At 39.1% G+C, this 13,955-nt stretch carries 13 protein-coding genes; 8 read left to right on the plus strand and 5 right to left on the minus strand.

Annotated elements, in window-relative coordinates:
• Window positions 1-45 precede the first annotated feature (45 nt).
• Window positions 46-441 (minus strand): c-type cytochrome, encoded by a 396-nt coding sequence (locus RF53_RS00085; protein WP_006793059.1) that lies wholly within the window; start codon window positions 439-441, stop codon window positions 46-48.
• A gap of 216 nt (window positions 442-657) precedes the next feature.
• Window positions 658-1,305: an isoprenoid biosynthesis glyoxalase ElbB gene (elbB, locus tag RF53_RS00090; RefSeq protein WP_039036239.1), complete on the minus strand. Its 648-nt coding sequence runs from the start codon at window positions 1,303-1,305 to the stop codon at window positions 658-660.
• Window positions 1,306-1,828: 523 nt separating this feature from the next.
• Here elbB and polA point away from each other — a divergent pair.
• The 3 genes from polA (at window position 1,829) to RF53_RS00105 (ending at window position 6,184) form a co-directional block, all read left to right on the plus strand.
• Window positions 1,829-4,564 carry a DNA polymerase I gene (gene polA / locus RF53_RS00095; RefSeq protein WP_039036240.1) on the plus strand — a complete coding sequence of 912 codons (2,736 nt, stop codon included), beginning with the start codon at window positions 1,829-1,831 and terminating at the stop codon, window positions 4,562-4,564.
• Window positions 4,565-5,081: 517 nt separating this feature from the next.
• Entirely contained in the window at window positions 5,082-5,669 is a 588-nt protein-coding gene (locus tag RF53_RS00100) for a YceI family protein (RefSeq protein WP_039036241.1), read from the plus strand.
• Window positions 5,666-6,184, plus strand: a complete 519-nt coding sequence (locus RF53_RS00105) for a DUF1285 domain-containing protein (RefSeq protein ID WP_006793063.1) — start codon at window positions 5,666-5,668, stop codon at window positions 6,182-6,184. The genes RF53_RS00100 and RF53_RS00105 overlap by 4 nt, the downstream gene beginning before the upstream one ends.
• Here RF53_RS00105 and yihA read toward each other — a convergent pair.
• Entirely contained in the window at window positions 6,181-6,858 is a 678-nt protein-coding gene (gene yihA / locus RF53_RS00110; RefSeq protein WP_006793064.1) for a ribosome biogenesis GTP-binding protein YihA/YsxC, read from the minus strand. The genes RF53_RS00105 and yihA overlap by 4 nt on opposite strands.
• A gap of 280 nt (window positions 6,859-7,138) precedes the next feature.
• Between yihA and RF53_RS00115 the strand changes: the two genes are divergently transcribed.
• From RF53_RS00115 to RF53_RS00125, 3 genes are all read left to right on the plus strand, one after another.
• On the plus strand, window positions 7,139-7,771 hold the full coding sequence (locus RF53_RS00115) for a c-type cytochrome (RefSeq protein ID WP_006793065.1): 633 nt from the start codon (window positions 7,139-7,141) through the stop codon (window positions 7,769-7,771).
• A 740-nt stretch (window positions 7,772-8,511) separates the two neighbouring features.
• Entirely contained in the window at window positions 8,512-9,105 is a 594-nt protein-coding gene (yihI, locus tag RF53_RS00120; protein WP_008133239.1) for a Der GTPase-activating protein YihI, read from the plus strand.
• A gap of 13 nt (window positions 9,106-9,118) precedes the next feature.
• The gene (locus RF53_RS00125) at window positions 9,119-9,634 is read left to right on the plus strand and encodes a DUF2489 domain-containing protein (protein ID WP_039036242.1); all 516 of its coding nucleotides are present in this window, start codon (window positions 9,119-9,121) and stop codon (window positions 9,632-9,634) included.
• Between the two features lie 73 nt (window positions 9,635-9,707).
• On the opposite strand, the gene hemN is transcribed toward RF53_RS00125, so the two are convergent.
• Together hemN and yjgA are read right to left on the minus strand one after the other, a co-directional pair.
• Window positions 9,708-11,081: an oxygen-independent coproporphyrinogen III oxidase gene (gene hemN, locus RF53_RS00130; protein WP_039036243.1), complete on the minus strand. Its 1,374-nt coding sequence runs from the start codon at window positions 11,079-11,081 to the stop codon at window positions 9,708-9,710.
• A 114-nt stretch (window positions 11,082-11,195) separates the two neighbouring features.
• The gene (gene yjgA, locus RF53_RS00135; protein WP_006793069.1) at window positions 11,196-11,729 is read right to left on the minus strand and encodes a ribosome biogenesis factor YjgA; all 534 of its coding nucleotides are present in this window, start codon (window positions 11,727-11,729) and stop codon (window positions 11,196-11,198) included.
• Window positions 11,730-11,873: 144 nt separating this feature from the next.
• On the opposite strand from yjgA, the gene pmbA reads away from it, so the two are divergent.
• Both pmbA and RF53_RS00145 read left to right on the plus strand, forming a co-directional pair.
• Window positions 11,874-13,223: a metalloprotease PmbA gene (gene pmbA / locus RF53_RS00140; RefSeq protein WP_039036244.1), complete on the plus strand. Its 1,350-nt coding sequence runs from the start codon at window positions 11,874-11,876 to the stop codon at window positions 13,221-13,223.
• Window positions 13,224-13,314: 91 nt separating this feature from the next.
• The gene (locus tag RF53_RS00145) at window positions 13,315-13,794 is read left to right on the plus strand and encodes a DUF721 domain-containing protein (protein WP_006793071.1); all 480 of its coding nucleotides are present in this window, start codon (window positions 13,315-13,317) and stop codon (window positions 13,792-13,794) included.
• Window positions 13,795-13,955 lie beyond the last annotated feature (161 nt).

The following is a 13,955-nucleotide window of genomic DNA, read 5'->3' on the forward strand; positions in this document are numbered from 1 at the left end:
AAAAAGGCTTAACAAGTTAAGCCTTTTTTTATGTATAACTGAGCGTTATTCTGCTGTCATGAAATCGATTGCTGCGCTTATTTCATCGTCAGAACAATCCATGCATGTGCCTCTAGCTGGCATTGCATTAAAGCCGTTAATTGCATGCTCAAGTAGCGTATCTTTGCCTTTGGCAATACGCGGTGCCCAATCGTCTGCAGATTTAGGTGCACCTAATGCGCCTGTACCATGGCATGCAAAGCACGCAGCCTGGTAAACTTGCTCACCAGAGCGAGGCCCTGTTGGCGCGGCAGCTACTGCAGCTTTATCACCTTCAAGGTACACAGCACCAACAGGTGCTAAACGCTTTTTAATTGCATCTTCAGTCATAGAGTTATCATATGGCTGTGCGTATGCTGTAGTTGCTAACACTAATAATGCTAATGCTGTTAATTTTTTCATTTTGCCTTGCTCACTTCGATTTGAACGTGATCAATCACGATATAGATGACGGAAATTACGCCGATTATAACTCTCTGAGGCAATTTATAAAATGCTAAGAGGTATTTTTATTACTAAAAACTGGCTACTTTTTGCGTTAGCTCAACAAAAATAAGTGCCTTGGCGTATTTATTTAGCCAATATACCTGGTCATCCAATAAATAACCTTTGTTACAATCAATTTAATGCTAATACGGATTTAACAAGTTTTTCGATCCCCGCATCTGCTTCAACAATCGATTGCGCTAGCATGTAAGCAGGTGTAGTCACAATTTTATTGTGTTGATCAATTACAACGTCATCAACGTCACAATTTAAGTGTGTTGCGCCAAGCTTAGTGAGTGCGGCTGCTGTGTCTTTATCGTTGCCAATAGTGATTTTTGCATCGTCGTAAATAAATGGAATTAACGCAGGCGCGATACACATATAGCCGGCTGGTTTATTGGCATTAGCGAATTTTTTACAGGCGTTTAATACGTCGTTGTTAATGGTCGCTTGTGCGCCTTTGACCGCAAAGTCACATAAGTTTTTCGCAGCACCAAAACCACCTGGAACTATTAATGCGTCAAATTGATCACTATTAAGGTGGTTAAGCGCTTTTATATCACCTCGGGCAATACGTGCAGCTTCTACTAATACATTACGCTTTTCACTCATTTCCTCACCCGTTAGATGATTAATAGTGTGAAGTTGCTCTATGTCTGGTGCAAAACACTGGTAGGTTGCACCATTTTTAGCTATGTGTAAAAGAGTCAAAATGGCTTCATTAATTTCGGCACCATCGTATACACCATTTCCAGCTAATAACACGGCTACTTTTTTCATGCTTTTGTGCTCCTTGATTTAATTTATTCAGTCTATAGTTTGAAGTTTAACACGGACGAAATTGCCTATTTAAATTAATTTTTGTGTAAAAATTATCCGCTAAGTAAGTTGCAATGCGGCATATGCCATTTCACAATTAGCACCAATAAAAAAAAGTATAAAGGATCGCTATGATCTTCGATCCATTATGCTAGAATACTCCTCCGGTTATTTAATTGGACACGAATAACCAAAGTAGATGATGGCACTAGTAGCCATACAAAACCTTTTTCCACATTGGTTTAAAAATAATAAAAAAAGAACTTCGCATTATCTTTTTTAAATTAAAACATATAGTTAATCATTTTTCTAGGCGTTTAAATAGGCCTTGGAAGAATTATTTGTGCCTGTTATCTACATACTTATCCACAGCTTGCTCTTATTTTAATAAAATACCGAATATCAATTGATAGTCGTTTTATTTTAACCCTTATGGCATGCTTACAATTATCATAATTTTTAGCATTTAGGATCCAAATTCACCATGGCTCAGATCCCCGAAAATCCACTTATTTTAGTTGATGGTTCGTCGTATTTATTTCGTGCTTATCATTCTCCTCCACATCTAACTAATTCTAAGGGTGAGGCAACGGGCGCTATTTATGGCGTTATTAATATGCTGAAAAGCTTGATCAGACAGTATGATCCCTCGCATATGGTGGTTGTATTTGACGCCAAAGGTAAAACATTCCGTAACGACATGTACAGCGAATACAAAGCTAATCGCCCACCTATGCCTGACGACTTACGCACCCAAATAGCACCTATCCACAGTATTATTAAAGCAATGGGGTTTCCGCTTATTAGTATTGAAGGGGTTGAAGCAGACGATGTCATTGGAACCTTTGCGCGAATTGCCTCTGAGCAAAAACGCCATGTACTGGTTTCGACCGGCGATAAAGATATGGCCCAGCTTGTGAATGAGCATGTGACACTCATTAATACGATGACCGACAGTATTTCAGATCCTGACACTGTTGTTGAAAAGTTTGGTGTGGGCCCAGATCTTATAATTGATTACCTAGCACTGATGGGCGATAAGGTTGATAACATTCCTGGCGTAGAAGGCTGTGGCCCTAAAACAGCTGTAAAATGGTTACAAAAATATGGATCTCTGCAAGGTGTAATGGATAACGCAGGCGAAATTAAAGGTAAAATTGGTGAAAAATTAGCAAATGCATTAGATCATTTACCTTTAAGCTATGAGTTGGCGACCATTAAGTGTGACGTTGAGGTTGAGTCAGATCTTGATACGTTTAAATTGCAGGAGCCAAATAAAGACGAGCTAATTGCTTTATATGGTGAATGCGAATTTCGTCGTTGGTTAGCTGAGCTACTAGATAACCCAAGTGATGCACAAACTCACTTAGCAGTTCCATCGCAAGAAACAGAATTACCAAAAGTTGAAGAGGCTCATTACGAGACTATTTTAACAGAGGCGCAGTTTGATACGTTAATAGAGCAACTTAATGGCGCTGATCTTTTTGCTTTTGATACAGAAACAACTAGCCTCGATTATATGCAAGCGCAATTAGTAGGCATGAGTTTTAGCGTTAAAGCAGGAGAAGCTGCATATTTACCTGTTGCGCACGATTACCCCGATGCACCAGATCAACTAAGCCTTGAATTTGTGATGCAAAAGCTTGGGCCAATTTTAGCTGACGCTAATAAAGCGAAAGTAGGGCAGAATCTTAAATACGACAAAAGCGTATTAGCTAATGCCGGCTATGAACTCAATGGTATTAAATTTGACACTATGCTTGAGTCATATGTATTTAACAGCGTAGGTACGCGCCACGATATGGATTCGTTGGCATTAAAGTATTTAGGTCATAAAAATATTAGTTTTGAAGATATTGCAGGCAAGGGTAAAAAGCAGCTGACGTTTAATCAAATTGAACTCGACAAAGCAGCGCCTTATGCAGCAGAAGACGCGGACATAACTCTTCGCTTACACGAAGTACTGTGGCCTAAAATTGAGGCAGATGAAAAGCTTAAATCAGTATTTGAAGAGATTGAAATGCCATTGGTAAGCGTCATTTCAGATATTGAGCGCACAGGGGTTGCGATTGATAGCAACATGCTTGGCGCGCATAGCCAACGTTTAGGTGAGCGCTTAATTGAACTTGAAAAAGAGGCGTTTGAAATTGCAGGTGAACCTTTTAATTTAAGTTCACCAAAACAGTTACAAGTATTATTGTTTGAAAAGCTAGAGCTGCCAATAATTAAAAAAACGCCTAAAGGTGCACCTTCAACCGCAGAAGAAGTACTTCAAGAACTCGCTCATGATTACCCGTTACCTAAGGTTATTATTGAACACCGTGGTTTATCAAAACTTAAATCAACATATACCGATAAACTACCGCTTATGGTTAATGAAAAAACACAGCGTGTACATACGTCATATCATCAAGCTGTAACAGCGACAGGGCGTTTAAGTTCTACTGATCCTAATCTGCAAAATATTCCTATTCGCTCAGAAGAGGGTCGTCGTATTCGAGAGGCCTTCATTGCTGCCGATGGTTATAAAATAGTGGCAGCCGATTACAGCCAAATTGAATTACGCATAATGGCGCATCTTTCACAAGATAAAGGTTTGCTTAATGCTTTTGCAAACGGTTTAGATGTTCATAGTGCGACCGCGGCCGAGGTGTTTGGTGTTGATTTAGATGACGTAACAACAGACATGCGCCGTAAAGCAAAAGCCGTAAACTTTGGTCTTATTTATGGTATGTCGGCTTTTGGCTTAGCACGCCAGTTAGATGTACCACGCCATGAAGCTCAACATTATATTGATAAATATTTTGAACGTTTTCCAGGCGTATTAGAGTACATGGAAACAACACGCGAAAAAGCAGCAGAAAATGGATATGTTGAAACAATATTTGGACGCAGATTGCATTTACCTGAAATAAATGCCCGTAACGGAGCCCGTCGTAAAGGCGCGGAGCGTGCTGCTATAAATGCGCCTATGCAAGGCACTGCTGCTGATATAATTAAAAAGGCTATGTTAAGTGTTAATAAGTGGGTGTACGAACAAGCTCCAAATACCGTGAAGCTGCTTATGCAAGTGCACGATGAATTAGTATTTGAGATTAAAACTGATTGTGCAGAGGCTTACACAAAACAAATTTGCGAGTTAATGTCACAAGCTGCTTCACTCGATGTACCGCTAATAGTAGAGGCTGACGAAGGTGAAAACTGGGAACAAGCCCACTAAACTTTATAAATAATAAAAGCGCCAATAGGCGCTTTTTTTATGTGTATTAAAAATAGTAGTACCTTAACGGTCAATTTTATATAAACAGAATTTAGTTAATAATTGGTTAAAATAGGTAATTATTTATGCCAAATGTTTACATGTTCGTCAATTCTAACTATTAATGCAGAATATGATTGTATTTTTATGCGCGCTTTTGTTAAAGTCCCGCCCGTCCTACTCTGTAGGACATCCTGTTGATGATGCGTCTGTAAAGATGCAACAAATTGTTAGCGACTCCCCAGTTTGCTATATCGGCCTAATAACCTTTTATTAGGCCGTTTTTTATTCCGCACTTTTCAGTATTCTCGACCTAATTATTACTGCTATTGTGATCACCTTTACGTTTAAACTCCGTAATTATAGCGAGTATGAGTTACGATATTACAATCTCATATTTTAGTATGGTTTAAGCTATTTCTAAATGATAGTATTCAATAAGGTTTTACCTTGATCTATGTATTTAAAGGAGTGCGTTATGTTTAAAGCGTTAGTGATTACAGGCCTTTCGTTATCAAGTTTATTTATGTCTAATTTTGCCTTTGCTAATTGGCTGCTAGACAACGATAAAAGCCAAGTAAGTTTTGTTTCTATAAAGAAAGACACGATTGCTGAAGCCCATCACTTCACTGCAATCGAAGGTAAGCTTAACGATAAAGGTGAGTTTAATGTTTATATAGATTTAGCATCAGTAGAAACGTATATACCTATTCGTAATCAAAGGCTTACAAGCCTGTTATTTGAAGTAAATACATTCCCAAAAGCCGTGCTAACAGCTAATTTGAAGCCATCGTTAGCAATAATTAAAAAACCGGGTAGTTACGTATTAAAAGGTATTAGCGCAGAGCTTGATTTTCATGGTAACAAAAAAACACTTTCAATTGATGTGCTGGTAAATAGCAATAAAAGTGGTGATTTGACGCTTGCTTCATTTTCGCCAGTCATCATAAATAGTGGCGACTTTGGTGTGACAGAGGGAGTTAAACAGTTACAAGAGCTTGCTGGTTTGCCTTCGATTGCAACGGCTATCCCAGTTTCATTTGCATTAACGCTTAATAAACAGTGATTTCGCTTAATGAGCTCAGTAAACAGTTAAGTGAGCCGAGTAAGCCCTTTGATAGTTGGCAACCCTCTCATTGTGGTGAGTTGCCAATAGTTATTAACGACCAAGGGGAATGGTTTTACGATGGTAGTAAAATAACAAGACTACCTATGGTCAAATTGTTTGCTTCTGTATTGTGTAAAGAGGGTGCACATTTTTATTTAAAAACACCTATCGAAAAAGTAACGATTACAGTAGAAGATGCGCCGTTTATTATTGTTGATTGGTTTTTAAAGCAAACTAATGAAGGCGAGGCTTTGTGTTGTATTGATAATTTAGCCAGGCAGTGGATTGTTTGCCAGCAGCAGCCCTTACGGGTAAAAAATTATAAGGGCGCTAAAGTACCTTATTTAATATTACCTTTTGGTTGTAGTGCACGTATAGCAAGAAGTGTGTTTTATCAGTGGGCAGAAAAAGCCGAGTCTGATGAGCTCGGCTATTTTATTCAATCTGCAGGTGAGGTGTTTTACTTAAGTTAGCTTGCAGTGTTTGTGTCTGAACTACTTTCGTCAGATACTTTTTCTACAGGTGGTACCGCGATAACGGGGCCTAAATACCATTCGTCTAGTTTTTTAGCTACTTCTGGTAATCCAGTGCCTTTTAAAGATGAAAATGCATGGACAGTAATATCACCGTCCAGCTCGCTTAGTTCGCGGCGAACTTGTAGTACTTGTGCTTTTCTTGCACCTTGCTTTAATTTATCAGCTTTTGTTAGCAGGGCCAATACTGGAATCTCGCTTCCAATCGCCCAATTAATTAAGTCGCGGTCTAAATCTTTTAATGGATGACGAATATCCATTAAAACAACTATTCCTTTTAAGCTTTGGCGTTTTTGAAGATATTCACCTAATGACTTTTGCCATTTCTTCTTCATTTCAATTGGTACTTTGGCAAAACCGTAGCCTGGTAAATCTATTAGGCGCATGTTATCAACATCAGCTAACTCAAACGTATTAATTAACTGAGTTCGCCCAGGGGTTTTACTCGTACGTGCTAATTTTTGATCGGTTAATGCATTTAGCGCACTTGATTTACCAGCATTAGAACGACCCGCAAACGCAACTTCAATTCCCGTATCAGCAGGTAATTTAGTAATGTCTGGAGCGCTTGTAACGAAAGACGCGGTATTATATTTGATACGAGATTTGAGCACAGGCTCTCCTAAAACTTTAAAAATAACGTTAAGTAAACCAAATTTACTTAGGGCACGTATTTTATACTATAAAAGATGTATTAAAAAGCGTATTTAAATACCTTAAATCAGTGTCTGTGGTACATTTAAAGCATATTAAAGCTTCACCTTAGTCAAAACCCTGTAAATTATAAGCTTAATATGTGTAGAAAACGTGCCAGAGAATTTATTATCGTGTAGAATATATGTATTGCAACATCATGATTGTAGATGATACAGGGTCGGGAACAGAGAATTCACCATGAAAAAAATAGCACTATCTTTAACAATATTGCTTGGTGCGTTGTCAGCAAGCAACGCAACAGCATTTGATGGCGATGTAAACGCAGGTAAACAAAAATCAGCAACGTGTGCGGCATGTCACGGCCCAGACGGTAATGCACCGATTACTATTTACCCTAAAATTGCAGGCCAACACCCAGATTATATCCTAAAGCAACTTCAGGATTTGAAACTAGGTATGACATCAGGCGGGAAAGAAGGCCGTATGGATCCTGTAATGAGCGCAATGGCAATGCCACTAAGCGAACAAGACATGAAAGATCTGGCAGCTTACTTTTCGTCACTAAACATGTCAGAGGGTTCAACACCTAAAGACGTCGTTGAAGTTGGCGCTATGCTTTACAAAGCGGGTGATGCAGAGCGAGGAATTCCTTCATGTGCTTCGTGTCATGGTCCTCGTGGTAATGGTTCATCGTTAGCTAAGTTTCCAAAAGTGTCTTTTCAGCATCCAGAGTACATAAAGTCTCAACTTGAAAAGTTTCGTAATGGTACACGCCATAATGACCTAAACGGTATGATGGGTGACATCGCTAAAAAGCTAACAGATAAAGACATCGAAGTGCTTTCTAAGTACTTAGGCGGTTTACACTAAAGTCGTATTTATCTAAATTTAGATACCAACTACAGTGTAATATGAAAAAAAGCAGCCTAGGTTGCTTTTTTTGTGTCTTAAATTCGAGATATCGTCTTTCACTTTGTAAGACATTGACCATGCGGGTGTATGGTAAAAGTCTTATTTTAAATGTCTTTTATTCGTTAAGTTGTTGTTATTTAAATAGGCTTTTAATTATGTATGGCTGTAATGTAAGAAAAAAGATATAAACCAGTTGTAACAAAATTATTAACGAGTAAATTAACAGCTGTCGCAAAGAACAATAAAAAAATGGAAACAGCTATAAGGAAAGTAGCGCGGCACGACTACATAGCACAAAGATTGTGCTACTAAAGGAAATACTACAAAAGAGTCAGGATGACCGAAAATAATAAAATAACTCATGGAAGTTTAATAATAAAAACAAAATGGAATGAAACAAGGAACGTAAAAATAATAACAATACGGACTGATAATAATAAAAATAACAAAGACTAAAAAAGTCGAAGGGAGAAGTGTCCATTTTATGGCGCTCAGATTAGTAGGCGGTAGAGATGTTTTCTCTACCGCCTTTTTATTTGTCCTGTTACAATACCCACCGTTTAGCAATATGCTAGTGCGTCATGTTAAAGAGAAGCCCAACCTCTAAAGCGCAAACTGAATTCTTCTGGCTATGCCAGCATTGCGATGCCTATTAATATACGCCTCGCTCAAAACCTCTTAAGTGAGATGATCAAGATATGAGTAGAAAGAAAAAGTCACGCAAAATCCCCTCAAATGGACCTGTTCGCTTAAGCCAAGATAAGCTTAAAGAAATGCGTGCGTTAAAAGAGCAGCGTGTTAAAAAAACCAAAGGTGCTAAGCCTGGTTCTCGTAATGCGCCAGATTTGGTTGAAGAACAAAACCAAACATCGCATTCAGGTTCGAGAGATAAACGTATTGGTAGTAAAAAGCCGGTGTCTTTAGTGCCTGTTGCTGCTGAACCAAAAGTAGAAATGAAACGTAACTTAAAACCAGTGGTTGAACTTAAAAAAGTAGTTCAGCCAGAGCTTACACCAGAACAAGAGCTTGAAGAGCTTGAAAATGATGTACGCTTACTTAAGTTGGTTGAGCGTCATGAAGGCGGTGAGATGCTGACTGGTAAAGATGCTAAGTACTTTAATAGTCGAATTGCTCGCCATCAGGTTCTATGCAAATTATTAGGCCTTGAGGATGAAGACGAGTTTGATGATGAAGATGACTTTGGCGAAGAGAGTAATTCAGACTTCGACCAGTATTTATCAAACGATCTTGCCAGTGAATGGCTAGACGATGATGAAGACGAAGATAAGTAATTAAGGGTAATCAATGAGTACTGCTGTGATCGTTGCCTTGTGTTTAGGCGCTATTATTATAGCTGGTTTGGCATTTTATGCGGGTCAGTTGTTGTACAAGTTAAGTGCACAAAAAAAGTTAATAGCTAAAAAGCAAGCAGAGCAAAAGCAAAAGCTTGCAGCATCTCGTTTAAAGCGAAATGCTAAGCTTGCCGACAGTATTCATCTAATTGCGCGTGCAATGAAAGAAGATCAATGTGAGTTTTCAGAGGGATGTTTGCGCGTGTGGGTGCTTATGTCGCAATATGGCTTTGAAGACGAGCGAGATTTAACCATACAGTATCCTGGTATTTATAAGATGTACCAAGTAGTAAAAGAAATGCCGACACACGATGCCCGCAAAAAATATTCTAAAAAAGAAATATTTAAGCAAGACACGGCGCGTTGGCGCGCAGAAGAAAGCTACAGTGATGAGATTAAGGCCGATTGCGTTAAAATTATCTCTGAGTTCAAAGCTGCTCCAGGTAGTGAAAACGTAGTTTTTAACTAAATCTCGTATATAACATTAAAAAAGCATACCTAGGTATGCTTTTTTTGTGCCCAAATAATATTTAATTAGGGGGCTAAATGACTCGAGAAAAACGCGTTGCGTTGATTTTATTTTGTAAGTGGGCATCAAAACACATACAAATTATACGAATGAATAAGTTACCCCGTGGTGTGACACTGACGTGATTGTTTTCAATAATCACCATGTTATCGTCTATAAGTGGTTTAAGAGAAACCAATGCCTCCGCAAAGTAGGTATCAAATTCAATATGATACTTTTTAGCAAACTCGTCTATATTTAGTTCAAACTGACAAATAAGCTGCTTAATAGCATCCGCTCGAATAACATCATCATGGGTTAAATGCATACCTTTACTGAGTGCGCAGCCGCTTTGCGTTTCAATGCTGTGGTAGTAATGCTTTAGCTCTTTTTTATTTTGTAAAATAGCGGTGCCAATTTGTGAAATAGACGATGCACCCAGCCCTAATAAATCACAATTACCATGCGTTGTATAACCTTGAAAGTTTCGATGCAATTGGCCTTCATTTTGTGCGATAGCCAGCTCGTTGTCTGCTTTCGCAAAATGATCCATACCAATAAACTGATAACCTGCTTGTGTCATCTGCTCTAAGGTATTTTTAAACATGGTTAACTTGTCGTGAGCGTTTGGTAAGTCGTGCTCTTTTATTTTGCGTTGTGCGGCAAATCGCTCTGGTAAGTGAGCGTAGTTAAATACCGAAACACGATCGGGGCTAAGCTCAATGAGTTGCTCTATTGTTTGTTTAAAGCTTTCGGGGGTTTGCAGTGGAAGCCCGTAAATCATATCGGCGTTAATTGATTTGAAGCCCAGTTCACGTGCCTGAGTAATTAACTGCTTAACGGTATCGGCATGTTGAGGGCGATTAACTGCAAGTTGCACGTCGTCATTAAAGTCTTGAATCCCAAACGACACTCGGTTAAAACCAAGCATTCTTAAATCAACCAACATATTTTCAGCAAGCGATCGTGGGTCAACTTCAATACCGCGCTCTGTTGTGCTGGTAAAATTAAAGTGCTGTTCGAGCAGGGTAATTAAGCGTTTCATTTGTTGAGGGGTTAAAAAGGTAGGAGTGCCTCCACCTAAATGCAGTTGCTCAACGCTGTAGTGCTCAAACAAAGGCGCTTGTGCGGCAATTTCTTTTGCTAAAAAGTCTATATATGTATCGGCTTTAGATTGGTGGCGAGTGATTATTTTATTACAACCACAGTAGTAGCAAAGCTGACTACAAAATGGAATATGAACATATAGAGAAAGCGAACGAGATTGAGATGATTCTACAGCGCAGATTAAATCGTGTTTATCGTATCCCTCATTCAAAGATAATGCGGTAGGGTAGGATGTATACCGCGGACCAGAGACATTGTATTTATTAATGAGAGCTTGGTCCCATTGAGGAAGTTTTATCATCACACGCACCTAAGTTTTAACTAGAGCCGTGATTATAAAAAAGTAACGAAGGAGATATGTTGATCTATAACAAAAAAGGTGCCGAAGCACCTTTTTATCGCAACGTATTACGCGTTAATACGTGACGGTATGCGCATCTTTTAAATACTGAAAAAGCTCTTTATAGCCTTTACCTGGCTTTTCGGCTTTGACCTCTTTTGCTGCATTACGTACTAATTGACGCATTTTTTGACGATCAAGCGATGGGAACTGCTCAATAGTCTCGTTTATAAGACTATCACCTTGTTCTATTAAGTCTGAGCGCAGTTGCTCTATTTTTTTAACCAATACTTCAGCCTGGTTATTTTTATTAAGCATTACATCGATAATAGCTTTAATATCTTCAATGTTTTCTACTGTGCGAAGCGTTTTTGCAATGTAATTTAAATGACGACGATATGCATCACTTTTGTTACTAATTTTATCAGCAACAACCATCGCTTCTTTTAAATCGTCATTTAATGGTAGGCGCTCACGCTGCTTTTTACCCATTTTGGCAATTTCAGAACCTAACTGATGAAATTCTTGTGCTTCGCGCTTAAGCTCTGTTCTTGATACGTATTCAATTTCTTCTTCAATTTCAGCAGGCTTGCCTTTTTTCTTCGCCATGGGGTGCTCTTAAATAAAAATAACTGGCAACATTATACGCCATTCTTTTAGTGATTAATATTAGCTGATGTGGTGCAGTGAGTGTGTTAGCATTTAACTATAAGAAATGCATGCATTATGCCGCTAAGGCTCAGGACTTAATTTATGAAAAGCCAACAAAACGATCCAATTTATTCTCAAATATCGCAGGTTAAAGATGCGGTAGCTGAAGTACTCGAACATGCTAAAAAATTAGGTGCTACAGCAGCTGAAGCAGCAATGTCTAGCACGTCGGGTTTATCGGTGAGTACACGAATGGGTGAAGTAGAAACCATTGAGTTTAACCAAGATGGTGGCCTGGGTATTAGTATTTATGTTGGCAATAATAAAGGGTCTGCCTCAACGGCTGATTTAAACCCTAAAACATTGCGCACAGTAGTAGAAAAAGCCATTGATATTGCAAAGTTCACATCAGACGATCCTTTCAATGGGGTCGCCGATAAAGAACTACTTGAGTTTAACCCACAAGATCTCGATTTATACCACCCTTGGGATGTAAGCCCAGAGCAAGGTATTGAGCTTTGTCATACAGCTGAGCAAGCGGCATTAAATGCTGATGAACGTATTGTAAATTCTGATGGCGCGAGTTTTTCATCGCATCAAGGGCTTCGTGTTTATGGGAACAGCCATGGTTTAATTGCTGGCTTTCCTCGCACTCGTCATAGCATCAGCACCATGGTAATTGGTAAAGATGGTGAACAAATGCAACGCGACTCAGCATACACGGTTGCCCGCGATCAAGCAGGTCTGACTGATGCAGCTGCGGTTGGGCTTGAAGCCGCATCAGAAACATTGGCTAAATTAAACAGCCAAAAATTAGGAACAATGAAAGTCCCGGTTGTATTTAGGGCTGATATTGCAAACTCATTGTTTGGTCACTTGGTTTCGGCAATTGGCGGTGGCGCACTTTATCGTAAGTCGAGCTTTTTACTCGACAGTTTAGGTACGCAAGTATTTAGTCATTGTGTAAATATTGCTGAACGCCCGCATATTTTAAAAGGATTAGCTTCATCACCGTTTGATAGCGAAGGTGTTAAAACGGTTGATCGTGAAATAATTCAAGGTGGTGAGTTACAAACTTATTTATTAGCAAGTTACGCCGCGCGTAAAATGAATATGACCCCGACAGGTCATGCCGGCGGTATTCACAACTGGTTAGTAGAACAAACGCATAATGATTTACAAGCATTGTTAAAAACAATGGGTACCGGCTTGTTAGTTACCGAGCTTATGGGGCAAGGCGTAAACACAGTAACAGGTGATTACTCTCGAGGTGCTGGTGGTTTTTGGGTTGAAAATGGAGAGATCCAATATCCAGTAAGTGAAATTACGATTGCCGGTAATTTAAAAGATATGTTTAAAGGAATTTCTGCTATCGGTGGTGATATTGAGCGCAGAGGCGGCATTCAAACTGGCTCTGTTCTAATCGAGCAAATGCAAATAGCGGGTGCTTAATACCTAATTTAGGCTTAATTATGGACACACTTAAGTTTACTCTAATGGTGCTAAATTTAAGTGTGTAAATAAGTACGAGTTGAGATATTTAATGGCTAAAGATAGATACGCACCAAAACCACTCACCGATATTATGGCGGGCCTAAACAACCGTCTGTCGGCTTACGCAGGTAAAAGCCAAGCTCTTGATACTCAGCAAACTTTACTTAAAGATTTTTTAGGTCCTAAATTAGGGGATAAGTGCCGCGTAAGCAATTATCGCGATGGCACTTTAATGATTGAAGCGGTATCGGCCCCGATAGCGCTTCGGCTTAATTATTTAAAAATGGATATGCTTTCGCACTTTAGGGCGGCAGGTATGGCCGAATTAGGGCAAATTAAAATTACAGCTAATCCACAGGCAACTCAGCGATTAAGTTCGGCCAACAAACCCGCATCAGCCGCCGTCACAAATTCACGTAAAATGAGTGAACAAACAGCCGATTATTTAAATGCGATTGCCGACTCAGCACCACCTTCATTAAAAGAGAAGTTACAACGTTTGGCCCTACACGGTAAAAATAAGGGTTAATTGCCGGCTGCTTTATTAAGTTATTAGTAGGGCAATTTAGAACGCTTATCTCATTCAAAATACTTTGTTACATAATCTATTTCAATGTTCTCAAAATCAGGTTTATCATAGCGTTATTGCACTCAATAATTAGTGTAAGTTGATGCCCATTCCATTAAGTA

Source organism: Pseudoalteromonas sp. ECSMB14103 (assembly GCF_000813065.1).
In the GTDB taxonomy this organism is placed as follows: Bacteria; Pseudomonadota; Gammaproteobacteria; order Enterobacterales; family Alteromonadaceae; genus Pseudoalteromonas; species Pseudoalteromonas marina.